The sequence below is a fragment of the Citrobacter sp. Cm038 genome, from assembly GCF_030333105.1.
GTDB lineage: Bacteria > Pseudomonadota > Gammaproteobacteria > Enterobacterales > Enterobacteriaceae > Citrobacter > Citrobacter murliniae.
In genome coordinates this window covers 633,866-657,875 of the sequence record NZ_JAOWGO010000022.1, presented here as the reverse complement: position 1 = coordinate 657,875, position 24,010 = coordinate 633,866, and the positions used below count along the sequence as shown (strand labels likewise).

The following is a 24,010-nucleotide window of genomic DNA, read 5'->3' as shown; positions in this document are numbered from 1 at the left end:
TGGACAATGGCCGACATCGAAATTAGGCAAGAATCGCCTACGGCGTTTTATATTAAAGTACACGACACGGATAATGTGGCGATTATTGTCAATGACAATGGTCTGAAAGCCGGGACGCGTTTCCCGGACGGACTGACGCTAATTGAACATATTCCCCAGGGTCATAAAGTGGCGCTCACGGATATTGCTGTTCACGGTGAAATTGTGCGCTATGGCGAAGTGATCGGCTATGCCGTTCGCGACATCGCACGCGGTAGCTGGATTGATGAGTCGATGGTTGAGCTGCCCAAAGCCCCGCCACTGGAGACACTGCCGCTGGCAACCAAAGTACCAGAGCCACTTCCACCTCTTGAAGGTTACACCTTCGAAGGCTACCGCAATGCAGACGGTAGCGTCGGCACCAAGAACCTGCTCGGCATCTCCACCAGCGTGCACTGTGTGGCAGGCGTTGTGGATTATGTGGTGAAAATAATTGAGCGCGATCTGCTGCAAAAATACCCGAACGTAGACGGTGTTGTGGGTCTGAACCATTTATATGGTTGCGGTGTGGCGATCAACGCGCCAGCAGCCATCGTGCCCATTAGAACTATTCACAACATCGCCCTGAACCCGAACTTCGGCGGCGAAGTGATGGTTATCGGCCTGGGCTGCGAAAAGCTCCAGCCGGAGCGACTGCTGGAAGGTACTCATGATGTAAAAAGTATTCCGGTGGACAGCGCCAGTATCGTCAGCCTGCAGGATGAAAAACACGTTGGCTTTAAATCCATGATTGATGACATTTTGCAGGTCGCCGAGCGTCATCTGGCGAAACTCAATCTGCGCCAGCGTGAAACCTGTCCAGCATCTGAACTGGTGGTTGGGATGCAATGCGGAGGCAGCGATGCGTTTTCCGGCGTAACGGCCAACCCGGCGGTAGGCTACGCCTCCGATCTGCTGGTACGCTGCGGCGCAACCGTCATGTTCTCAGAAGTGACCGAAGTGCGTGATGCGATCCACCTCCTGACCCCGCGCGCGATCAACGAAGAAGTGGGCAAACGTCTGCTGGAGGAGATGGCCTGGTACGATAACTATCTTGATATGGGCAAAACTGACCGCAGTGCTAACCCTTCTCCGGGCAATAAGAAAGGAGGTCTGGCGAACGTGGTCGAAAAAGCGCTGGGTTCCATTGCGAAATCAGGCAAAAGCGCAATTGTGGAAGTGTTGTCGCCAGGTCAGCGCCCCACCAAACGCGGCCTGATTTATGCCGCAACGCCTGCCAGCGATTTTGTCTGCGGTACGCAACAGGTGGCTTCCGGGATCACCGTGCAGGTGTTCACCACCGGTCGCGGCACGCCGTACGGCCTGATGGCAGTACCGGTAATTAAAATGGCGACCCGCACCGAACTGGCTAATCGTTGGTTTGACCTGATGGACATCAACGCCGGGACCATCGCCACCGGAGAAGAAACCATCGAAGAGGTGGGCCTGAAGCTGTTCGAATTTATTCTCGACGTCGCCAGCGGGCGTAAGAAAACCTTCTCGGATCAGTGGGGACTGCATAACCAGCTGGCCGTGTTTAACCCGGCGCCAGTGACCTGATTATCTCATCCTGCTGTTAAAAAGCATGCCTACGGGCATGTTTTTTTTTGCCTGTAGCTTTCATAACCCTCCCATTCCTTTCGAAACTTTCATTTTTCCGATCAAAATCACAAAATAACATTACGAAACCCTATATTTTGTTTCGACAAAAGAAATCGAAAGAAATCGGAGGAAGGATGTTCATTATTTCAAGCAAAACGATGCTCAGGAAGGCCCAGCAAGAAGGCTATGCGGTGCCTGCCTTTAACATCCACAATCTCGAAACCTTACAAGTGGTAGTAGAAACTGCTGCAGAGTTACGTTCGCCATTAATTGTCGCCGGAACACCTGGCACCTTTAGCTACGCAGGAGTTGGCAATATCGTTGCTATCGCCAGCGAACTGGCGAGAAGCTGGAACCATCCCCTCGCTATTCATCTCGATCACCATGAAAAAATTATCGACATTCAAGAGAAGGTCGCTGCAGGTGTCCGCTCGGTCATGATCGATGGTTCGCATTTACCGTTTGCCGACAACATCGCCCTGGTCAGAAACGTGACTGACTACTGCCACCGCTACGACGTCAGCGTAGAGGCTGAACTGGGACGTTTGGGTGGACAGGAAGATGATCTGATCGTCGACGGAAAGGATGCTCTGTATACCCACCCAGAGCAGGCTCACGAGTTCGTTACAAAAACCGGTATTGATTCCCTGGCGGTAGCTATCGGCACAGCACACGGCCTGTATACCGCAGAGCCAAAACTGGATTTTGAACGGCTGGAAGAAATTCGTCAACGCGTTGATATCCCTTTGGTTCTACATGGCGCATCCGGCCTGCCCCCTCAGGATATTAAGCGAGCTATCTCGCTGGGAGTCTGCAAAGTCAATGTCGCTACTGAACTCAAAATCGCCTTTTCTAATGCGCTAAAAAACTATTTGAGCACGCACGCCGATGCAAGTGACCCACGGCACTACATGGTTCCCGCCAAGGCGGCCATGAAGGAAGTAGTAAGCAAAGTCATAGCTGACTGCGGCTGCGAGGGAAAGCTGTAATCCATTAATTCATTTGAATAGCACGGGTTCTGACGAAGGTTTGTTTTTAAAGCTGGATCACGAAAGAGGCTTTTGACCTTTGCCTTCAATCCAAAAATATTATGAAGATAAACAAAAGATATCGGAGATAGAAGTGAAAGAAATAATCTCTCGTCATAAAGCAGGTGAACATTTAGGAATTTGCTCTGTTTGTTCAGCACATCCGCTGGTCATTGAATCCGCATTACGTTTTGATCTCAATACGGACAGTAAAGTCCTGATTGAAGCAACGTCCAATCAGGTCAACCAGTTTGGCGGTTACACCGGAATGAAACCCGCCGATTTTCGTGATTTTGTCTATAACATCGCGCAAAACATTGGTTTCCCACGCGAAAGACTGATTTTAGGGGGCGATCATTTAGGCCCTAACTGCTGGCAAAATGAACCAGCAGCAGAAGCTATGGAAAAATCCGTGGCTCTCATTAAGGCCTATGTCTCTGCAGGTTTCAGCAAAATTCATCTTGATGCCTCAATGTCCTGTGCTGGCGACCCCATTCCGCTGGACCCGATGACCGTCGCCCAGCGTGCAGCCGTGCTTTGTCAGGCTGCAGAAGAGACAGCCACCGAAGAACAGAAACACCAACTGACTTATGTTATTGGTACGGAAGTTCCTGTGCCGGGCGGAGAAGCCAGTACCATTGGTACCGTTCACGTCACGCGTGAAGAAGATGCCGCCCGTACACTGGAAACACATCAGGTCGCCTTTCGCGCATTAGGGCTCGAAGACGCATTAACCCGCGTGATCGCGATTGTGGTCCAACCCGGCGTAGAGTTCGATCACACTCAAATCATTCATTACCAGCCTCAGGCTGCCAAAGCGCTTTCCGCCTGGATCAAAGAGACACCAATGGTCTACGAGGCACACTCTACTGACTATCAGACCCGTCAGGCCTATCGTGCCCTCGTACGCGATCACTATGCGATTCTGAAAGTCGGTCCGGCGCTGACCTTCGCCCTCCGTGAAGCCATTTTTGCACTGGCACAAATGGAAAATGAACTCATCGCTCCGGAACAACGGAGTCAGGTGCTGGAGGTGATTGATGAAGTCATGTTGAATGAGCCGGATTACTGGAAAAAGTACTATCGCCCTACCTGGAGTCAGGCAATGGTCGATATTCATTTTAGCCTTTCCGACCGCATTCGTTATTACTGGCCTCATCCACGTATTCGTCAAGGCGTGGAAAAGTTAATCAGCAACCTGAATGACGTCGAATTACCGTTAGGGTTAATAAGCCAATTTTTGCCCGTGCAGTTTGAACGCCTGACCGAAGGTACGATTACTGCCTCACCCCATAATCTGATTATCGACAAAATCCAGGACGTCCTGCGCGCCTATCGCTTTGGTTGCGCGCCAGCTATAGCCTGAAATCTGGAGAATATATGAGCCAACTCTTTGTCCGAACCGGTATTAATTTTAGCTCGTGTCAGCATGCGCTGACACACATTGGGGAGGAGATGCTGGCCAAAGGGGTCGTGCATAAAAGCTACCCACAAGCCTTGATTGAGCGTGAAGCAACATTCCCGACAGGGATAGCGCTGGAGCGTCATGCAGTCGCTATTCCGCACTGTGAAGCTATCCATGCAAAATCTCCAGCTATCTATCTGATTCGCCCGGATACACCTGTCAATTTTCAACAAGCAGATGATGACGAAGAGATAGCTGTCTCTTTAATTATCGCCTTAATCGTTGAGAACCCTGCGGCACAGCTGAAACTCCTGCGCCGTCTGTTTAGTGAGCTACAAAACCCGAACACCATTGAAGCATTATTGAATGCTCCAGAAGCTGAACTGGAAATGCTCTTTCGGGAATCAATCCTTGAGTCTGAGCCATGTGCGCAGGCCTGATAAAAAACTGATAATAAAAGGAATACCCTATGAAGCGTAAAGTAATTGTGGCCTGTGGCGGTGCGGTAGCAACTTCAACAATGGCTGCGGAAGAAATTAAAGAACTGTGCGAAGCCAACAATATCCAACTCGACCTGGTGCAGTGCCGGGTAACTGAAATCGAGACCTATATGGATGGCGCAGACCTCATCTGCACTACCGCCCGCGTTGACCGCACTTTTGGTGATATTCCTGTGGTTCACGGCATGCCTTTTGTGTCCGGCGTGGGTATCGAAGCATTACAGCAAAAAATCCTGACCATTCTCGTGGGGTAACGCCATGTTTAGCGAAATTATGCGTTATATCCTTGATTTAGGTCCAACGGTCATGCTGCCGTTAGTGATCATCATCTTCTCAAAACTGTTGGGGATGAAACTCGGGGATTGTTTTAAATCCGGTCTGCATATTGGGATTGGTTTCGTCGGTATCGGACTGGTTATCGGCCTGATGCTCGACTCTATTGGCCCTGCAGCAAAAGCCATGGCGGAACAGTTTCAAATCAACCTGCATGTGATTGATGTGGGCTGGCCGGGGTCATCTCCGATGACGTGGGCATCGCAGATCGCGCTGATTGCGATCCCTGTCGCCATCGGAGTCAATATCCTGATGCTGGTCACGCGAATGACCCGCGTGGTGAACGTCGATATCTGGAATATCTGGCATATGACATTTACCGGCGCAATGTTACATCTGGCGACGGGGTCTTACTGGCTAGGTATTCTGGGTGTGATCGTTCATGCCGCCTTCGTCTACAAACTTGGCGACTGGTTCGCGAAAGATACGCGAGACTTTTTTGGTCTTGAAGGGATAGCTATACCGCACGGATCGTCAGCCTATCTGGGGCCAATAGCGGTATTGGTTGATACCATCATTGAAAAAATACCCGGTCTGAATCGCATCCATTTTAGCGCAGACGATGTACAAAAACGCTTCGGTCCTTTTGGCGAGCCGGTTACCGTTGGCTTTGTTATGGGTCTGGTCATCGGTATGCTGGCTGGTTACGACGCGAAAGGGGTTCTGCAACTGGCCGTCAAAACAGCGGCGGTGATGCTGCTGATGCCACGCGTGATCAAACCAATCATGGATGGCTTAACGCCGATTGCGAAGCATGCACGTAAACGTCTGCAGGCCAAATTTGGCGGTCAGGAATTCTTAATCGGTCTGGATCCTGCGTTGCTGCTCGGCCATACATCGGTGGTTTCCGCCAGTCTGATCTTTATTCCGCTGACCATTCTGATTGCCGTCCTGGTACCTGGTAACCAGGTACTGCCATTCGGCGACCTCGCAACCATCGGTTTCTTTGTGGCAATGGCCGTTGCGGTGCATCAGGGTAATCTGTTCCGCACGCTGATCTCCGGCGTCATCATCATGGGCATCACCCTTTGGATTGCCACACAAACCATTGGCTTACATACTCAGCTCGCCGCCAATGCAGGCGCGCTGAAAGCTGGTGGAATGGTGGCATCAATGGACCAGGGGGGTTCCCCAATAACCTGGCTGCTGATTCAGCTCTTTACCTGGCAAAACGTTGTGGGCTTCATTGTTATTGCCGTCATTTATCTGACTGGTGTTCTGCTGACCTGGCGTCGGGCGCGTAACTTCACCGCTGCGGAAAAAGCCGCCTCTATCTCAGAAAGCCAGCCCGCATCTTAATTTCTGGGGGGCATTTGCTCCCCTTCACATTTCTGGAGACTTTTATGAAATCAGTGGTTATTCACGCTGAGGGAGACGTGCGCGTTGAAGAACGTCCCGTACCACCGTTGCAAACTGAAGACGATGTATTGGTCAGGGTTGTTAGCTCGGGACTTTGCGGTTCAGATATTCCCCGCATTTTTAATCATGGTGCACACTATTACCCGATAACGCTAGGCCATGAATTCAGCGGCTATGTTGAATCGTACGGTGCAAGTGTTACTGACATGCAGCCCGGCGATGCCGTCGCCTGCGTACCGCTACTCCCCTGTTTTCACTGTCCACAGTGCGAGCGAGGATACTTCTCGCTGTGCAAGCAATATCAGTTTGTCGGTTCACGTAGCGAAGGCGGTAACGCGGAATATGTAGTCGTAAAACGCGCCAATCTGTTCCGCCTGCCTTCAGATATGCCGATCGATGATGGGGCGTTCATCGAACCTATTACCGTCGGACTGCATGCGTTTCACCTGGCTCAGGGTTGCGAAGGTAAAAATGTGATTATTGTGGGTGCCGGTACTATCGGTTTGCTGGCAATGCAATGCGCCCGCGAACTCGGCGCGAAAAGCATCACTGCGATTGATATCAACCCACAGAAGCTGGCATTAGCAAAAGAGCTGGGAGCAACTCATGTTTTTAACAGCCGGGAAATGAGTGCTACGGAGATTCACTCGAGCCTTACCGATATTCAGTTTGACCAGCTCATACTGGAAACCGCAGGAACCCCACAAACTGTAACCTTGTCTGTCGAAATTGCAGGCCCTCGCGCGCAGGTGGCGTTGGTCGGAACACTGCATCACGATCTGACGCTGGCTTCAGGAGTATTTGGTCAAATATTGCGTAAAGAGTTAACCATTCTCGGTAGCTGGATGAACTATTCCAGTCCATGGCCTGGAGAAGAATGGGAAATCGCAGCACGTTTACTGACTGAAAAACGCTTGCAACTGGAACCTTTAATCGCCCACAGCGGTAATGCCGAGAGCTTCGCCAGTGCCGTTAAGTCACTTAATGGCGCGCCGATGCAGGGAAAAATCCTGCTTAAACTATCCTGATCTCACGAGCCAGCAACCTGCGCTGGCTCACATTTACTTTCGAAATTTGGCGTTCACCTTTCGCAATCCTTCGATTAAACTAGTGACAATTAAATTGTCAGGCAAATCAATATGAACTCATTTGAGAGAAGGAACAAAATTGTCGACCTGATTAATACGCAAGGTAGCGTACTGGTAATGGATCTTTCGAATACCTTTGGTATTTCTGAAGTAACCATTCGCGCCGACCTGCGATTATTAGAAGAGAAGGGGCTTGTCACCCGTTTTCACGGTGGTGCGGCAAAACCTGGAAGCCATCTGGCCGAAGGTGACAATCAGGAAGTGATATTAGAAGAACGGTATCAGCTCGCCAGTGATCCCAAAAAAAGGATTGCCCAGGCCGCTACTGCGATGGTTGAAGAAGGGATGACCGTGATTCTGGATAGCGGAAGCACTACCTTACTGATCGCGGAGGCGTTAAACCGGAAAAGCAATATTACCGTGATTACCAATAGCCTGCCTGCCGCATTTACGCTGTCAGAAAACAAAGACATTACGTTGGTTGTCTGTGGGGGAACGGTACGCCACAAAACCCATTCAATGCATGGCACCATCGCGGAACGTTCATTACAAGGGATAAGCGCTGACCTGATGTTTGTTGGCGCCGATGGGATTGATGCCACGAATGGTATTACCACATTCAATGAAGGTTATTCCATTAGCAGCGTAATGGCAGCGGCGGCGCATAAGGTCATTGCCGTACTGGATGCGACTAAGTTCAATCGACGTGGTTTTAATCAGGTATTACCGATGGAGAAGATTGACTGCGTGATTACCGATGACGGCATTAGCAAACAGGATAAATCAGCACTGACAAAAACAGGCGTTGAATTGCTGGTCGTTTAGAGGTGCCAGGTTTCCCGTTTCCCCCCAGAGCGTTGCAGCCTATCTTTTTGCTGCAACGCTTTCTGGTTGATGCCTACAATAAATTACATATTGAAGTATCACACTTACTTAATACGACAAATATTCCTTCATATATTATATAATATACCCTCAAACATACAATCTTCAAAAAAACACAACCTTCGATAATGTCATGACGAGCTAGTATAATTATACGCACAACGTTACCATTAAAAAAATCAACATCACCTATAAACGTCAGTAAATCATGCGCTAAATAATGATTCCAAAATCGTTATCAACGTAATAAAAAACATAAAATGAATATAAATTTATTCCCCAAAATACATGCCTTCGTTCTAATTTACAAACATAAATCATACAATAAAAAGCTTACAAACTTATCGCTAAAATAATATTCATTCATGAAATAAATATCACAAGGATTAGGTTATTATGACGTTAATAAACAAAATGCTGATTGTGGGCGCGCTAGCTTTAGCCGCAGGCAATGCTGCCGCAACCGATGGGCAAATAATCTTTAATGGCGAGATCATCGAATCTACCTGCGAAATCAACACTCCTAACCGTGAAGTTAATGTCGAACTGGGAAGCTACAATAGGTACCAGTTCAGGGCCGCTGGCGACCGCAGCCCAAAAATTCCGTTCACTCTTCCATTAATCAACTGCCCAATGACCGCATGGGAGCACGTTGATGGAACCAAGGATGCGTCATTCCAGTTATGGCTGGAAACACGCTCAGGCGGCACGGTCGTTAACCACCCAGACCTGGCGAAAGTCAGCAGTATGACCACCGCCGCTGACGGGGTCGGTATCCAGATTGAGGATGCAAAAACCCAAACGATCATACCGTTGAACAGGCTGGCCACGCCGAAAATATCCTACAAGATTACGGGGGCCACGATGAACGTCGACCTGTTCGCCTACTACGTTTCAACAGAAGCTCCCGCTGACATTACCGCCGGTGAAGCCGACGCTGCCGTTGATGTCACACTCGATTACCGTTAATCGTCACTGCGGTGCAGCCTGCGCATTTACACGGGCTGTACCCATTCCCCCTGTTTTTGCAGCATCAGGTAGAAAAATGACCATCTTGATACGGATCATCACGGTAGTAATAACCTTGTTGTGTAACACCCTTGTCAGCCAGGCGCAGGCCGGAGGCGTAGTATTACAGAGAACGCGGGTTATCTATAACGCCGATCGTAAAGAGGCGGCGCTACCGCTGCTCAACCACAGCGATAAAATGCCTTATCTGCTGCAATCCTGGGTTGATAATCTCCAGGACGGCGAGCGCGGCCCATTTATTATTACGCCACCGCTATTTCGTCTTGATGCCGGTGATAGTTCGTCATTGCGTATTATAAAAACGGATGCTTCATTACCTGACGATAAAGAATCAATGTTTTATATCAATGTGCGAGCCATTCCTGCGCAAAATAAATCTACCGCCGACAAGAACATGCTGACGCTGGTTTTTAAGACCCGTATCAAGCTTTTTTACCGTCCTGCGCAGCTTAAAGGACGGGCTGTCGATGCCTGGAAAACGGTGGTATTTAAACGTAGCGGTAATTCACTCAATATTTATAACCCGTCTGAATATTATGTTGTTTTCGCCGGAATGAATGTTGGAAAAACCGAATTAACGCAGAGTATTGATTATCTGGCTCCCGGCGAAAATAAAACATTGCCGCTGCCTGCGAACACTGGAAATACCGTGAAATGGGCGGCAATAAATGATTACGGTGGCAGCACTGAACCGGAAACCCGTCAATTGCAATAAGAACATAACAGCAAACAAAATTACGGATTCCAGTAATGAAAATAATCATAGCGCCCAAGAGCAGGCTGATTTTTAACCATTTGACGGTTTTCGTCAAACACAGTTTACCGCTGGTCTTTTCCGCCAGTGGGCTGGTCTGTAGCACAGCCTATACCGCAGAATATTATTTTGATTCGTCCATGCTGGAAACTCAAAAAAGTGGCATGCAACCTACCGATCTGTCGCTATTTTCACAGGAAAAATCGCAGCTTCCGGGCGATTACCGCGTAGATATTTATCTCAATAAAAATAAAATCGGGCAGAAGACGCTAACGTTTACCGCCAACGCCAGCCAGCAGCTGGAACCGCAGTTCACCATCGCTCAGCTACGTGAACTGGGGGTAAAGGTGGATGATATTCCGGCGTTAGCCGAGAAAAGCGACGACGCGATAATCAGCGCATTGCCGTCGCTTATCCCCAGTACGACCATAGACTTCGACTTCAACCACAGCCGGCTGAATATGAGTATTCCGCTGATTGCGCTCTATCGTGATGCCCGAGGCTACGTTGCCCCCTCCCGTTGGGATAGCGGCGTCCCAGCCCTATTCACCAATTACAGCTTTTCCGGCTCTGATACACGCTACCAGCGAGGCGACCAGAGCGAGCGCCAGTATCTTAATTTGCAAAATGGTGCCAACGTCGGCCCATGGCGGCTGCGCAACTACAGCACCTGGAACCGCGACGATCGGTCGTCCAGTTGGAATACCATTAACAGTTATCTCCAGCGCGATATTAAGACGCTGAAATCTCAGCTATTGATAGGTGAAAGTGCCACCACTGGCAGCCTGTTTTCCAGCTATCAGTTCACCGGGATGCAGCTCGCCTCTGACGACAACATGCTGCCCAACAGCCAGCGCGGTTTTGCGCCGACCATTCGCGGCATCGCCAATACCAGCGCCATCATCACGGTACGGCAAAACGACTACATCATTTATCAAAGTAATGTACCCGCCGGGGCATTTGAAATTAACGACCTTTACCCTAGCGCCTCCAGCGGCGACCTGGATATCACCATTGAAGAGAGCGACGGCTCCCTTCGCCACTTTGTCCAGCCTTACTCCTCGCTACCGTTGATGCAGCGCCCAGGGCGTTTGAAGTACAGCGTCACCGCCGGGAAATTTCGCGCCACTAACAGCAACGATAGCGACGAACCCGAGTTTGCCGAAGGGACGGCGATATATGGCCTGAATAACACACTCACGCTCTACGGTGGCCTGCTCGGAGCAGAAAACTATCAGTCGCTGGGCGCAGGCGTCGGCAGCACACTGGGGATGATTGGGGCACTGGCGGTGGACATCACTCGTGCCGACAGTCAGTTCGACGATCAACAGTCTGCATCGGGCTACCAGTGGCGAACCCAATACACCAAAGAGATCCCGGAAACAGGAACCAACCTGTCGCTGAGCTATTATCGCTACACCAGCAGCGGCTTCTTTACCTTCTCAGATGCGAATGCACACGGTCAGGACAGTAGCCAACGCCAGCGTAGCCAAATTCAGCTCAACCTTAGCCAGTCGCTGTTTGGCAGCGTGAGTTTTTACACCTCTGGCTCGCAACGTGATTACTGGAATAGCGGTGGGCATGATCGCAACTTATCGCTGGGGATTAACGGCCAGATAGCCGGAATTGGCTACAACCTTAGCGGGCAGTTCACCGACTATGACGAAGAGGATAACGACCGCACGCTTTCGCTTAGCCTCAGCATTCCACTGGATCGCTGGCTACCACATAGTCGGGCGTCGTACCGCATGACAAATCAGAAAGACCGCGCCACTCAGAATGAAGCCCGTCTCGATGGCTCATTGTTGCAGGACAACCGTCTGAGCTACTCGCTCAAGCAAACCCAGGATACTGATAACAACCACAGCAGCAGCCTTGGCAGTAGTTATCGCTCAGCCTATGGCACTTTCAACGCCAATTACGACTACAGCAATGACAGCCGCCAGTACAGCTACGGCGCGTCCGGCGGCATCGTGATGCATCGGCACGGCGTCACGCTGTCGCAACCGCTGGGTAACAGTTTCGCGCTGATCGACCTCAACGGCGCACCCGGCGTACGCGTGCAGAACTATCCCGGTATCGCCACCGATCCGTTCGGTTACGCGGTGATCCCTTATCTGACTTCGTACCAGGAAAACCGGATCTCACTGGATACCACGCTAATGCCTGATGACGTTGACGTGCAGCAAACCACACAAGTGGTTGTGCCAAACAATGGTGCAGTGGTCACCGCCCGTTTTACTGCCGATATCGGCCTGCGCGTGTTGGTCACGCTGCGCGACAAAAATGGCAACCCTGTGCCATTTGGCGCACGGGCCAGCAATCCAGATAGCGGGCAGGAAAATATTGTCGATGAAGGCGGCGTTCTTTATCTGGCGGGGGTCTCTACGCAGCCACAGCCCTGGACTGTGCAGTGGGGGAATCAGGCCGATCAACAGTGCCAGTTTACCTTCAGCTTACCTGCCGGCAAAGCCAGCAAGGCCTCAGTTTTGCGTGGCACTGCCCAGTGTCTCTAAGGATAAAAACAATGAAAAAAAGCGCGTTTATCATGGCTATTTTACTGTGTAGCAGCCATTCTGCGCAGGCTGCCTTCGGCAGTTGTGAAGCCAATGAGGTCTATTCCAGCGATCTTTCTGCCGACTGGAGTGAAGCTGACAACGTTGTCGGGCATAACTCGACATCGACTGCCCCGGTCACGGGAAACAGTTATCAAATCACCTGCGACTGCCCGAAAAACACCGGGGTTAATCCCTATTACAGGGCGGACTCACTGCTCCCGACCCAGGGACAAACTACGGGTTACTACAAGCTGAACGATAGCCTGGATATTCGCACCACGCTCAGAGACATTCCCGGAAAAGGCGAGCAGGTTGTTCCCATGACGAGCGTGAAAGAGAGCGTGCTTTATCAGGAGAGATCCGACAATGGTTTGTGTCGCGACGATGACCCCAGCAAACGTGCCGCCGCCGTATCGATCGGCGCACAAACTCAGTTTGAACTGCGCATTACTAAACCGTTTTTAGGGGAGTTGATTATCCCGCAGACGGATGTAGCGGTGATTAAAGCCGCGTGGAGCAACAATGTATCCTCTCCTCAAAGCCCTGGCGCCTATAAAAACCTGGTTACACTTTCCATCAGCGGGCGGATCACCGTACCGCAGAACTGCAAAATTAATCAGGGCGACGTGGTTCAGGTCAATCTTGGTTTTATTAACGGCAACCGCTTTACCACCAAAGACACCATGCCTGACGGCTATACGCCGGTAACATTCGATATTACCTACGATTGTGGCGATACCTCGACCATCGCAAATACCTTACAGATGAGATTTGACGCTGACGATATCATCAATCAGTACATTCTCGTGGCTCGGCGCAGAAGCGGGGATAACGTTCCGGATGTAGGTATTCGTATGCGGCATACCGACGGTGGAGCAACGAATATTCCGTTTACTGGCGGCATTGTTTTTATCGACTCGTCAGGTTCCGGCGCAGCCCATATGTCCGCGTACCCCGTCAACCTGGTCGGCGGCGTGCTGGCTCCGGGAAAATTCAGTGGCACGGCCACTATCACGATTATTGTCAGATAACGCTATGACGAATGAAAAAATCGGATGACGCGTCGCTGACCAGAACCACAAAAAAACGTACAATTTATTGAAATTTAACATCATTGTAGTATTTGGCAAGCACAGCGACGCCCGATGAAATATTACTCGCCCTGCTGCTCCAGCGCATATTTATAAAGCGCATTTTTCTTCACGCCGTGGATCTCTGCCGCCAGGGCTGCCGCTTTCTTCAGCGGTAGCTCTTTTTGCAGCAATGCCAGCGTGCGCAATGCTTCGGCAGGCAGTTCATCTTCCTGCGCTTTATGCCCTTCGACAATCAGCACCATTTCACCCTTACGGCGATTTTCATCTTCTTTTACCCACGCCAGCAGTTCACCCACCGGCGCACCGTGAATGGTTTCCCATGTTTTGGTTAACTCGCGCGCCAGCACCACATAACGGGACTCTCCCCATACGGCGACCATATCTTCCAGGCTGTCGAGCAGACGATGCGTGGATTCATAAAAAATCAGCGTGCGTGGTTCCGCTTCAATGGCTTTCATCGCATCGCGTCGGCCCTTGGATTTGGCGGGCAAAAAACCTTCGTAGCAAAAACGGTCAGAGGGCAGCCCGGCGGCGCTCAATGCGGCAATTGCAGCGCAAGGGCCAGGCAGCGGCACAACGCGTATACCCGCTTCACGACAGGTCCGCACCAGGTGATAACCCGGATCGTTAATCAGCGGTGTTCCGGCATCGGAAACCAGCGCAATGTTTTGCCCTTCTTTGAGCTTCGCCACCAGCGTTTCGGCCTTTTGCTGCTCGTTGTGGTCATGCAGCGCAAACAAACGGGCGCTGATCGCGAAGTGTTGTAACAATAATCCCGTATGACGGGTATCTTCTGCGGCAATTAAATCAACGGCTTGTAAAACTTCGAGCGCTCGTTGGGTAATATCAGCCAAATTTCCGATAGGAGTAGGTACAATAAAGAGTTGGCCTTGAGAATTATCCGCCGATTCGTGTTGTTTCATTGTGTCGTCCGTATTGCCGATTTAATATTGAGCATTGCGTAAAAAATATCACTGGATACAGTATGGTACCCTCAACATTTTCTCGTTTGAAAGCCGCGCGCGCTCTGCCAGTAATCCTGGCAGCATTGATCTTCGCCGGCTGTGGCACCCAGGCGCCAGACCAAAGTGCAGCCCACATGCAGGGCACCGCACAGGCTGATTCCGGCTTTTATCTGCAGCAAATGCAGCAAAGCTCAGATGATAGCAAGACCAACTGGCAATTACTCGCCATTCGTGCGCTGCTGAAAGAAGGCAAGACCCAGCAGGCTGTCGAATTGTTCAAGCAACTCCCACAGAGTCTGAACGATACACAACGTCGCGAACAGTCTTTATTGGCTGTTGAAATCAAGCTGGCACAAAAAGACATTGCTGGCGCGCAGGCGCTGCTGGATAAACTCACTCCGGCCGATTTCGATCACAACCAGCAGGCTCGCTACTGGCAAGCGCAGATCGATGCCAGCCAGGGGCGCCCATCGTTAACACTGCTGCGCGCTCTGATTGCTCAGGAACCGCTACTGTCAGCACAGGACAAGCAGAAAAACATCGATGCCACCTGGCAGGCTCTCTCGTCAATGACGAAAGAGCAGGCACAGACACTGGTCATCAATGCGGATGAAAACGTTCTGCAAGGCTGGCTGGATCTGCAACGCGTGTGGTTCGATAACCGTAGCGACCCGGATATGATGAAAGCGGGTATTGCCGACTGGCAAAAACGTTATCCGCAAAACCCTGGTGCGAAATTACTGCCCACTCAGTTGATAAACGTCCAGAGCTTTAAGCCAGCATCCACCAGTAAAATTGCGCTGTTGCTGCCTCTGAATGGCCAAGCTGCTGTTTTTGGTCGTACTATTCAACAGGGCTTTGAAGCGGCTAAAAATATGGGCACGCAACCCGTAGCTACTCCTGTTGCAGCCCCCACCGCATTGGCTACGAGCAACACTGAAGCGAATACTCAACCGCAGTCTGCCGACGGTGTTGCCAGCCCTTCTCAGGCCTCGGTGAGCGATCTGACACAGGATGCGCCAGTACAGCCAGAAGCTGCTGTCAACACACCGCAAACTGCACCAGCCCCGGCGACGACGGCAAGCGCGCCAGCGAATCCATCCGCTGAGCTGAAAATCTACGACACCTCATCACAACCGCTAAATCAAATCCTGGCCCAGGTTCAGCAGGATGGCGCCAGCATTGTTGTCGGCCCACTGCTGAAAAACAATGTTGAAGAACTGATGAAAAGCAACACACCGCTGAATGTGCTGGCGCTTAACCAACCTGAGGCGGTGCAGAACCTGGCAAATATTTGCTATTTCGCTCTGTCACCAGAAGACGAAGCTCGCGATGCCGCACGCCATATTCACTCGCAGGGTAAGCAGTCTCCGCTGCTGCTTATCCCTCGTAGCGCGCTTGGCGATCGCGTGTCCAACGCCTTTGCTCAGGAGTGGCAGGCGCTTGGTGGCGGCGTGGTGTTACAGCAGAAATTCGGCTCCACCGCGGAACTGAAAATGGGCGTCAACGGCGGTTCAGGGATCTCCCTGACGGGTAGCCCTATTGTATCCTCTATACCTTCGCAGCCTGGCGTGACGATTGGTGGCCTGACAATTCCAGCTCCACCAAGCGATGCGCAAATCACCGGTGGCGGTGGTCGCGTTGATGCCGTGTATATTCTGGCAACGCCAGAAGAAATCGCGTTTATTAAACCGATGATTGCTATGCGTAACGGCAGCCAGAGCGGTGCAACCCTTTACGCCAGCTCTCGTAGCGCACAAGGCACAGCCGGCCCTGACTTCCGACTGGAAATGGAAGGCTTGCAGTACAGCGAAATCCCGATGTTGGCCGGCGGTAACGAGCCTCTCATGCAACAAGCGCTAAGCGCGGTGCATAACGACTACTCGCTTGCGCGCATGTACGCAATGGGTGTCGATGCCTGGTCGCTGGCTAACCACTTTTCGCAAATGCGTCAGGTGCAGGGCTTCGAAATTAATGGCAACACCGGTGCATTAACCGCGACTCAGGATTGCGTGATTAACAGGAAGTTATCATGGCTCAAATACCAGCAAGGGCAAGTCGTCCCCGCCAGTTAACGAGTAAAGAGACCGGTGACGCGTGGGAAGCTACCGCGCGTGACTGGCTGGAACGCAAAGGACTGCGTTTTATTGCCGCCAACGTACGTGAACGTGGCGGCGAAATTGACCTGATAATGCGTGAAGGCAAAACGACCGTCTTTGTTGAAGTCCGTTTCCGCCGTTCAGCCCTTTTTGGCGGCGCGGCAGCAAGTGTGACCCATAGCAAACAACACAAATTATTACAGACCGCCCGTTTGTGGCTCGCCCGTCATAATGGGAGTTTTGATACTGTGGATTGCCGGTTCGATGTGTTAGCCTTCACCGGAAATGATGTTGAGTGGTTTAAGGATGCGTTTAATGACCACTCATAATTGAAGATACAGAGCCTGGTTCTTAAGGATTAGCGTGTTAGATAGAATTAAAGTCTGCTTTACAGAAAGCATTCAAACTCAGATTGCTGCGGCTGAAGCGCTTCCGGATGCGATTTCCCGTGCAGCCATGACGCTGGTTCAATCCCTGCTCAATGGCAACAAAATTCTCTGTTGTGGTAATGGGACGTCCGCTGCCAACGCACAGCATTTTGCTGCCAGCATGATCAACCGTTTTGAAACAGAACGCCCCAGTTTACCTGCTATTGCACTAAATACTGATAATGTGGTCTTAACTGCGATTGCCAACGATCGCCTGCACGACGAAGTTTATGCAAAACAAGTCCGTGCGCTGGGACATGCAGGTGATGTTCTGTTGGCTATCTCTACGCGTGGTAATAGCCGCGATATCGTTAAAGCCGTTGAAGCTGCCGTCACGCGTGACATGACGATCGTAGCGCTGACCGGTTATGACGGGGGTGAACTGGCCGGATTATTGGGGCCACAGGATGTCGAAATCCGCATTCCCTCACACCACAGCGCCCGCGTTCAGGAAATGCATATGCTGACGGTAAACTGCCTTTGCGATCTCATCGATAACACGCTTTTCCCTCACCAGGATGATTAAGGAGTACACATGAAGGCATTTTCGCCGCTCGCAGTCGTTATTTCTGCGTTGCTGTTGCAAGGCTGTGTAGCTGCCGCCGTTGTCGGAACTGCAGCTGTCGGGACTAAAGCCGCAACAGACCCTCGCAGTGTCGGCACCCAGGTAGATGATGGTACCCTGGAATTACGCGTCAATACGGCGTTGTCAAAAGATGCCCAAATTAAGAAAGAAGCGCGCATCAACGTCAGCGCCTATCAGGGTAAGGTGCTGCTGGTCGGTCAGTCTCCTAATAGCGAGCTTTCTGCACGAGCAAAACAAATTGCTATGGGCGTAGAAGGAACGACGGAAGTATTTAACGAGATCCGTCAGGGCCAGCCAATCGGTCTTGGCGAAGCGTCCAACGATACCTGGATCACCACCAAAGTTCGTTCCCAGTTGCTGACCAGCGATCAGGTGAAATCCTCTAACGTTAAAGTGACAACCGAGAATGGAGAAGTATTCCTGCTGGGTCTGGTCACCGAGCGTGAAGCGAAGGCTGCAGCAGATATCGCCAGCCGGGTAAGTGGCGTGAAGCGCGTCACCACAGCCTTTACGTTCATCAAATAACGCGTAAATAGCCCGGTGAGGCCATACTCGCCGGGTTATTTCGCTCTTTCCCGAAGCTGGGATGAAGTAAGAACTGACACCCCTTCATGAGCAGGTGAGATAGCTTCCGCCAGCATTGCCCGCGCAACATCACGCGCCTCAATCGATTTCCAGTTTCCGGGCAGCAGCCGGAATAACGGTGCAAAGAACATTTCATTTGCCCGCTGCTTATCCCGTTCCCCCAACAACATTGAAGGCCGTGCAATCGTTAACCGTGGCCAGTTCTGAGCAATCAGCGCCTGTTCCATTTCACCTTTAACCCGGTTATAAAAAAATGGGGAGTTGGCATTGGCTCCCATTGCGCTGACTACCAGCATATGCTGGGCACCCAGGCGAAGACCCGTCAGGGCGGTATCCACCACCAGGGTATAGTCTGCGTGAATAAATGCCTCTTTGCTGCCCGCTTCTCGTCGGGTGGTTCCCAGGCAGCAAAAAACGATATCTATCGGATCGTTCACCTGTGCCAGCGCATCTGTCAGTTGCGGATCGTGCGGGTTATAGACCCCAACCGTATCGGCCAGTGGGCGGCGTGTTGGAGCAGTAATAGCGTGGATCCGCGGTGCATTCAGCAGCATACGCAATAAATGCCCCCCCACCAGCCCCGTTGCACCTGTAATTAACACCTGACTCATCGCTTCTCCTTCCTTTGCGCCCACTATCATTCATCTAACTATAGATCACGTAGCCAAAGCATTTTTTTACCAAAACCCAATGTGTTGTCAGTGAATTTGATTTCATCCAGCCGAATCTCCCAGACGGGCGCAGGCATCATTTTGGCGACAGGGAAGCGGCGATTATAAGCTTTACGCGCTAAGTCACTCTCTTCTCCCTCCAGACGCCTGATTTCCCCTTTAAACTGCACACCGCGGATCAGCGCCACCGTTTTGGGCTGGCCGTTTACCGTTCCGGCAACGGGTGCGCGCGGGCCGGACATCTGTGCATGGCGCGTCTTCTCTTCGGTGAGCACATAGAACGCCACCTTTTGTGCATCAAACAGATAAAATGCATTGGCACACCACAATTCACCCTCATGGTGCACACACCAGGTCACGACGTGCTGTTTTGCCAGCCAACGAGTCACCGCAGTCAGTGTTTCCATTTCTGTTCTCTTTTATACTGTAAGTTTGAAAATTATCACGTCGATGGTGACAATGACACCCTGGTATCTGTACCTGATCCGTACCGCAGACAACGCCCTATACACCGGAATAACAACCGATGTGCAACGCCGCTATAAGCAGCATCAGAGTGGAAAAGGCGCAAAAGCACTGCGCGGGAAGGGGGAATTAACTCTGGCATTTGCGGCGCAAGTCGGCGACCGTTCGCTGGCCCTGCGCATAGAATATCGTATTAAACAGCTTACAAAGCGTCAGAAAGAACGCCTTGTAGAAGGCGAAGGGTTTGAGGCGCTACTGAGCAGCCTGCAAACCCCGGCGCTTAAAAACGATTGAAGTGATCGTGGTATTCCACCAAACCCGTCACACCATTCAGCGCATCTTCCGCCAGGCGATGCACCTGAAATGCGCTTTCGGTACCAGGCCAGCGGCAATGAAGATCGTGGTGAGCGGCCAGTTCAAAGCCTAAGCGACTGTACAATGCTGGATCGCCCAGTGTGACCACCGCGGCGTAACCAAACTCGTTCAGCGAATCCAGCCCTTCATAAACCAGTTGACGCGCCAGACCCTGTCCGCGGTAGTTTTCATCAACCGCCAGTGGAGCCATTCCGACCCATTGCAGGTCTTCACCCTGTACATCAACAGGACTGAACGCGACATAGCCCACAACCTGGCCTTCGTCATCGGTCGCAACCAGACCCAGCGTCAGAAAGCCATCTTCGCGCAGGTCATGTACTAACTTCGCTTCTGCATCGCTATCAAATGAGCGGCGCAGCAACGCATCAATACCAGGGGCATCAATGGGAATTTCAACTCGAATCAGCATGGTTCACCTACCGAGGTCTGTTTGGTTTCTGGCGAATGTTTCATACCCGCCTCAACAAAGTCCGCCAGTTGCAGCAGCATGACACGCAACGGTTTCGGCATCTGCTCCAGTTCAATGGCGTCCATCAGATTTTTCACATGTAGCCCTAATTCTGTATCGCCTTCAATCACCAGGCGACGCTGGAAGAAAAGCGTATCCGGGTCCTGCTTGCGCGCTGCAATCATCAATAAATCGCTGGCATCTGCGCTAAAACTCACATCAGCGTCTGCGTCCTGACTGACGATAAGTTTGTCGTTCTCAACAGAGGTATACCATCTGAGGCCAATATCGCGAACATTTATGCTCAACCAGCGACCGTCGAGAAACTCAAGTTCTCCATCGGCCAGCGCCTGGCGAAATTGCCAGCTCAAGACTTGTTCCAGAACCTGGCGCTTCAGCGTAAAGGGCGTCAGTTTAACCGGTACACTCATCAGAGAAGGACCAAAATGTACTAAGCGTGAACGCAGTTTTTCCAACACGAGCTTTACTCCCTGTTTCAATAGTCCTGCTATTTTGCCATATCAAATAAACGACATAGCGGCATAAATCAACAATTCGATGCGAAATTGTTACCTCTTTATTGGTGTCACCAATACGACTTTAACTGCCTCAAATCAAAAATTGTCTCAGCAAGGTTAACTAAAATCCCTCTTCGTTAACATTTTTGCGCCCTGGTGGCGCAACTTTCAGGATAAATTATGGAGCTGCTCTGCCCTGCCGGAAATCTCCCGGCGCTTAAGGCGGCCATCGAGAACGGCGCTGATGCTGTATACATCGGGCTGAAAGATGACACCAACGCCCGTCATTTCGCCGGCCTTAATTTTACCGAGAAAAAATTGCAGGAAGCGGTGAATTTTGTCCATCAACACCGCCGTAAGCTGCACATCGCAATTAACACCTTTGCGCACCCGGATGGTTACGCACGTTGGCAACGAGCCGTTGATATGGCGGCGCAACTGGGTGCTGATGCGCTGATCCTCGCCGATCTCGCTATGCTTGAGTATGCCGCAGAGCGCTACCCGCATATTGAGCGCCATGTCTCCGTTCAGGCATCCGCAACCAACGAGGAAGCGATTAATTTCTACCATCGCAACTTTGACGTCGCACGCGTTGTTCTACCACGTGTGCTATCAATCCATCAGGTAAAACAGCTCGCTCGCGTAACACCAGTTCCTTTAGAAGTGTTTGCCTTTGGCAGTCTGTGCATTATGGCGGAAGGTCGCTGCTATCTTTCGTCTTATCTGACGGGTGAATCCCCCAACACCGTTGGTGCGTGCTCCCCTGCCCGATTTGTTCGCTGGCAGCAAACCCCAGCAGGCCTTGAATCTCGCCTGAATGAAGTGCTGATTGACCGCTATCAGGACGGTGAAAACGCAGGTTATCCAACGCTTTGTAAGGGACGCTATCTTGTGGACGGTGAGCGTTATCATGCGCTGGAGGAGCCGACCAGCCTTAATACGTTAGAACTGCTACCCGATCTGATGGCAGCCAACATCGCCTCGGTGAAAATTGAGGGACGTCAGCGTAGCCCGGCTTACGTCAGCCAGGTGGCGAAAGTGTGGCGCCAGGCGATTGACCGTTGCAAAGCCGATCCGCAGAACTTTGTTCCGCAAAGCGCCTGGATGGAAACACTCGGTTCAATGTCCGAAGGCACGCAGACTACGCTTGGTGCGTATCACCGTAAATGGCAGTGAGAAAAGCAATGAAATATTCCTTAGGACCAGTGCTCTACTACTGGTCGAAAGAAACGCTGGAAGATTTTTATCAGCAGGCCGCTACCAGTAATGCCGACGTTATCTATCTTGGGGAAGCTGTGTGTAGCAAACGCCGCGCCACCAAAACGGGTGACTGGATTGATATGGCAAAATCACTCGCCAGTAGCGGGAAACAGGTGGTGCTGTCCACGCTGGCGCTGGTTCAGGCATCATCGGAGCTGGGTGAGCTGAAGCGCTATGTAGAAAATGGCGACTTCCTACTGGAAGCCAGCGATCTGGGCGTTGTGAACATGTGCGCCGAACGTAAACTGCCATTTGTCGCCGGGCATGCGCTCAACTGCTACAACGCCGTGACCCTTCGTCTGTTGCTTAAACAAGGCATGGTGCGCTGGTGTATGCCAGTAGAACTATCCCGCGACTGGCTGGTGAATCTGCTCAACCAGTGTGATGACTTGGGTATTCGCAACCAGTTTGAAGTCGAAGTTCTGAGCTACGGGCATCTACCTTTAGCGTACTCTGCCCGCTGCTTTACCGCACGCTCTGAGGACCGACCAAAAGACGAATGCGAAACCTGCTGCATCAAATATCCAAATGGCCGCGATGTCCTGTCGCAAGAGAACCAGCAGGTCTTTGTCCTGAATGGGATTCAGACCATGAGCGGTTATGTCTACAACCTCGGTAATGAACTGACGTCCATGCAGGGCCTGGTTGATATCGTCCGTCTGTCCCCATTAGGAACCGAGACATTCGCGATGCTTGATGCCTTCCGTGCCAATGAGAATGGCTGTGCCCCATTACCACTTACTGCCCACAGCGACTGTAACGGCTACTGGAAACGTCTGGCAGGTCTGGAGCTTCAGGCGTAAAAAAGCTCACTTTGTTAACAACGGTAATCAAATTTTAATGCAGTATTAAAAGATTAACCGGTAACAAAGTGAGCCGTTATGACTGACAAAATTATTCCGTTCTCGGTGCTGGATCTGGCACCGATCCCCGAAGGTTCCAGTGCAAAAGAGGCTTTTACGCACTCTCTGGATCTCGCTCAACTGGCTGAAAAGCGCGGCTACCATCGCTACTGGCTGGCTGAACATCACAATATGACCGGTATCGCCAGTGCAGCAACCTCTGTACTGATAGGTTATCTGGCAGCCAATACCACCACCCTGCGTCTGGGGTCCGGTGGGGTCATGCTACCTAACCATTCACCGTTGGTGATCGCTGAGCAGTTCGGGACGCTGAATACGCTGTATCCTGGCCGTATCGACCTGGGCCTTGGACGTGCGCCAGGCAGCGATCAACCCACCATGCGCGCACTGCGCCGTCATATGAGCGGTGATATCGATAACTTCCCGCGCGATGTGGCGGAACTGGTGGACTGGTTTGACGCATGCGATCCTAATCCACAAGTACGCCCGGTTCCCGGCTATGGTGAGCAGATTCCGGTCTGGTTACTGGGATCCAGCCTGTACAGCGCACAACTGGCAGCACAGCTTGGTTTGCCGTTTGCCTTCGCCTCACACTTCGCACCAGATATGCTGCACCAGGCATTGCATCTGTATCGCACTCAGTTCAAACCTTCAGCACGGCTGGCAACACCGTATGCCATGGTGTGCATCAATATAATTGCCGCTGACAGCAATCGTGATGCCGAATTTCTCTTTACCTCGATGCAGCAGGCATTCGTAAAATTGCGTCGGGGTGAAACCGGACAGTTACCACCCCCGGTAGAAAATATGCATCAGCTGTGGTCCGCTTCTGAGCAGTATGGCGTTCAGCAGGCACTGAGTATGTCGCTGGTGGGAGATAAAGTGAAAATACGTCATGGACTGGAGTCGATTCTGCGTGAAACACAAGCGGATGAAATTATGGTCAATGGGCAGATTTTCGACCACCAGGCACGTTTACATTCGTTTGATTTAGCGATGCAGGTGAAAGAAGAGTTGGTTGGGTAGGGCGTTGTCTTGCCCGGTGGCGCTTCGCTTACCGGACCTACGAGATCGTGTAGGCCGGATAAGCATAG

General features: G+C 51.4%; 25 protein-coding genes. 20 read left to right on the top strand and 5 right to left on the bottom strand.

Annotated elements, in window-relative coordinates:
* Window positions 1–6: 6 nt before the first annotated feature.
* From garD to OGY01_RS14405, 12 genes are all read left to right on the top strand, one after another.
* On the top strand, window positions 7–1,578 hold the full coding sequence (gene garD, locus OGY01_RS14460) for a galactarate dehydratase (protein ID WP_286493269.1): 1,572 nt from the start codon (window positions 7–9) through the stop codon (window positions 1,576–1,578).
* 176 nt (window positions 1,579–1,754) lie between these two features.
* The gene (locus tag OGY01_RS14455; protein ID WP_045447941.1) at window positions 1,755–2,609 is read left to right on the top strand and encodes a tagatose bisphosphate family class II aldolase; all 855 of its coding nucleotides are present in this window, start codon (window positions 1,755–1,757) and stop codon (window positions 2,607–2,609) included.
* Between the two features lie 133 nt (window positions 2,610–2,742).
* Window positions 2,743–4,014, top strand: coding sequence for a tagatose-bisphosphate aldolase subunit GatZ (gatZ, locus tag OGY01_RS14450; protein WP_284097006.1), 1,272 nt, complete (start codon window positions 2,743–2,745; stop codon window positions 4,012–4,014).
* Between the two features lie 14 nt (window positions 4,015–4,028).
* Window positions 4,029–4,493 carry a PTS galactitol transporter subunit IIA gene (gene gatA / locus OGY01_RS14445; RefSeq protein WP_045447947.1) on the top strand — a complete coding sequence of 155 codons (465 nt, stop codon included), beginning with the start codon at window positions 4,029–4,031 and terminating at the stop codon, window positions 4,491–4,493.
* 29 nt (window positions 4,494–4,522) lie between these two features.
* Window positions 4,523–4,807 (top strand): PTS galactitol transporter subunit IIB, encoded by a 285-nt coding sequence (gatB, locus tag OGY01_RS14440; protein WP_003828616.1) that lies wholly within the window; start codon window positions 4,523–4,525, stop codon window positions 4,805–4,807.
* Between the two features lie 4 nt (window positions 4,808–4,811).
* On the top strand, window positions 4,812–6,185 hold the full coding sequence (locus OGY01_RS14435; RefSeq protein ID WP_045447951.1) for a galactitol-specific PTS transporter subunit IIC: 1,374 nt from the start codon (window positions 4,812–4,814) through the stop codon (window positions 6,183–6,185).
* A gap of 44 nt (window positions 6,186–6,229) precedes the next feature.
* Window positions 6,230–7,273, top strand: coding sequence for a galactitol-1-phosphate 5-dehydrogenase (gatD, locus tag OGY01_RS14430; protein ID WP_286493266.1), 1,044 nt, complete (start codon window positions 6,230–6,232; stop codon window positions 7,271–7,273).
* A 111-nt stretch (window positions 7,274–7,384) separates the two neighbouring features.
* Window positions 7,385–8,158, top strand: a complete 774-nt coding sequence (locus OGY01_RS14425; protein ID WP_045447957.1) for a DeoR/GlpR family DNA-binding transcription regulator — start codon at window positions 7,385–7,387, stop codon at window positions 8,156–8,158.
* A 456-nt stretch (window positions 8,159–8,614) separates the two neighbouring features.
* A complete protein-coding gene (locus OGY01_RS14420; protein WP_284097004.1) occupies window positions 8,615–9,187 on the top strand; it encodes a fimbrial protein in 573 nt (190 codons plus the stop codon).
* Between the two features lie 76 nt (window positions 9,188–9,263).
* Window positions 9,264–9,962 (top strand): fimbrial biogenesis chaperone, encoded by a 699-nt coding sequence (locus OGY01_RS14415; protein ID WP_045447962.1) that lies wholly within the window; start codon window positions 9,264–9,266, stop codon window positions 9,960–9,962.
* 35 nt (window positions 9,963–9,997) lie between these two features.
* Entirely contained in the window at window positions 9,998–12,517 is a 2,520-nt protein-coding gene (locus OGY01_RS14410) for a fimbria/pilus outer membrane usher protein (RefSeq protein WP_045447965.1), read from the top strand.
* Between the two features lie 11 nt (window positions 12,518–12,528).
* A complete protein-coding gene (locus OGY01_RS14405) occupies window positions 12,529–13,590 on the top strand; it encodes a fimbrial protein (protein ID WP_045447968.1) in 1,062 nt (353 codons plus the stop codon).
* A gap of 122 nt (window positions 13,591–13,712) precedes the next feature.
* Here OGY01_RS14405 and rsmI read toward each other — a convergent pair whose 3' ends face one another.
* Window positions 13,713–14,576, bottom strand: coding sequence for a 16S rRNA (cytidine(1402)-2'-O)-methyltransferase (gene rsmI, locus OGY01_RS14400; RefSeq protein ID WP_048220496.1), 864 nt, complete (start codon window positions 14,574–14,576; stop codon window positions 13,713–13,715).
* Between the two features lie 62 nt (window positions 14,577–14,638).
* On the opposite strand from rsmI, the gene OGY01_RS14395 reads away from it, so the two are divergent.
* Genes OGY01_RS14395 through dolP form a run of 4 tightly spaced genes read left to right on the top strand, consistent with a single transcriptional unit; the run spans window position 14,639 to window position 18,256 of the window.
* On the top strand, window positions 14,639–16,693 hold the full coding sequence (locus OGY01_RS14395; protein WP_286493265.1) for a penicillin-binding protein activator: 2,055 nt from the start codon (window positions 14,639–14,641) through the stop codon (window positions 16,691–16,693).
* On the top strand, window positions 16,651–17,046 hold the full coding sequence (locus OGY01_RS14390; RefSeq protein ID WP_048220494.1) for a YraN family protein: 396 nt from the start codon (window positions 16,651–16,653) through the stop codon (window positions 17,044–17,046). Before OGY01_RS14395 ends, OGY01_RS14390 begins: the two co-directional genes overlap by 43 nt.
* Window positions 17,047–17,080: 34 nt before the next feature.
* Entirely contained in the window at window positions 17,081–17,671 is a 591-nt protein-coding gene (gene diaA, locus OGY01_RS14385; protein WP_003024948.1) for a DnaA initiator-associating protein DiaA, read from the top strand.
* 9 nt (window positions 17,672–17,680) lie between these two features.
* The gene (gene dolP, locus OGY01_RS14380) at window positions 17,681–18,256 is read left to right on the top strand and encodes a division/outer membrane stress-associated lipid-binding lipoprotein (RefSeq protein ID WP_045447981.1); all 576 of its coding nucleotides are present in this window, start codon (window positions 17,681–17,683) and stop codon (window positions 18,254–18,256) included.
* A 35-nt stretch (window positions 18,257–18,291) separates the two neighbouring features.
* Here dolP and OGY01_RS14375 read toward each other — a convergent pair whose 3' ends face one another.
* Both OGY01_RS14375 and OGY01_RS14370 read right to left on the bottom strand, forming a co-directional pair.
* Window positions 18,292–18,927, bottom strand: coding sequence for an NAD(P)H-binding protein (locus OGY01_RS14375; protein WP_286493263.1), 636 nt, complete (start codon window positions 18,925–18,927; stop codon window positions 18,292–18,294).
* 38 nt (window positions 18,928–18,965) lie between these two features.
* Window positions 18,966–19,394: a YhbP family protein gene (locus tag OGY01_RS14370; protein WP_045447987.1), complete on the bottom strand. Its 429-nt coding sequence runs from the start codon at window positions 19,392–19,394 to the stop codon at window positions 18,966–18,968.
* Between the two features lie 52 nt (window positions 19,395–19,446).
* Between OGY01_RS14370 and OGY01_RS14365 the strand changes: the two genes are divergently transcribed.
* Window positions 19,447–19,746: a GIY-YIG nuclease family protein gene (locus OGY01_RS14365; RefSeq protein WP_045447990.1), complete on the top strand. Its 300-nt coding sequence runs from the start codon at window positions 19,447–19,449 to the stop codon at window positions 19,744–19,746.
* Here OGY01_RS14365 and OGY01_RS14360 read toward each other — a convergent pair.
* Window positions 19,733–20,236 carry a GNAT family N-acetyltransferase gene (locus OGY01_RS14360; protein ID WP_045447993.1) on the bottom strand — a complete coding sequence of 168 codons (504 nt, stop codon included), beginning with the start codon at window positions 20,234–20,236 and terminating at the stop codon, window positions 19,733–19,735. The genes OGY01_RS14365 and OGY01_RS14360 overlap by 14 nt on opposite strands.
* Window positions 20,230–20,754, bottom strand: a complete 525-nt coding sequence (gene ubiT / locus OGY01_RS14355; RefSeq protein WP_200010072.1) for a ubiquinone anaerobic biosynthesis accessory factor UbiT — start codon at window positions 20,752–20,754, stop codon at window positions 20,230–20,232. Before ubiT ends, OGY01_RS14360 begins: the two co-directional genes overlap by 7 nt.
* Before the next feature lie 219 nt (window positions 20,755–20,973).
* On the opposite strand from ubiT, the gene ubiU reads away from it, so the two are divergent.
* From ubiU to OGY01_RS14340, 3 genes are all read left to right on the top strand, one after another.
* Window positions 20,974–21,969 carry a ubiquinone anaerobic biosynthesis protein UbiU gene (gene ubiU / locus OGY01_RS14350; protein WP_045447998.1) on the top strand — a complete coding sequence of 332 codons (996 nt, stop codon included), beginning with the start codon at window positions 20,974–20,976 and terminating at the stop codon, window positions 21,967–21,969.
* 8 nt (window positions 21,970–21,977) lie between these two features.
* The gene (locus OGY01_RS14345) at window positions 21,978–22,856 is read left to right on the top strand and encodes a U32 family peptidase (RefSeq protein WP_045448000.1); all 879 of its coding nucleotides are present in this window, start codon (window positions 21,978–21,980) and stop codon (window positions 22,854–22,856) included.
* A gap of 78 nt (window positions 22,857–22,934) precedes the next feature.
* Window positions 22,935–23,942, top strand: a complete 1,008-nt coding sequence (locus tag OGY01_RS14340; RefSeq protein ID WP_045448002.1) for a luciferase-like monooxygenase — start codon at window positions 22,935–22,937, stop codon at window positions 23,940–23,942.
* Window positions 23,943–24,010 lie beyond the last annotated feature (68 nt).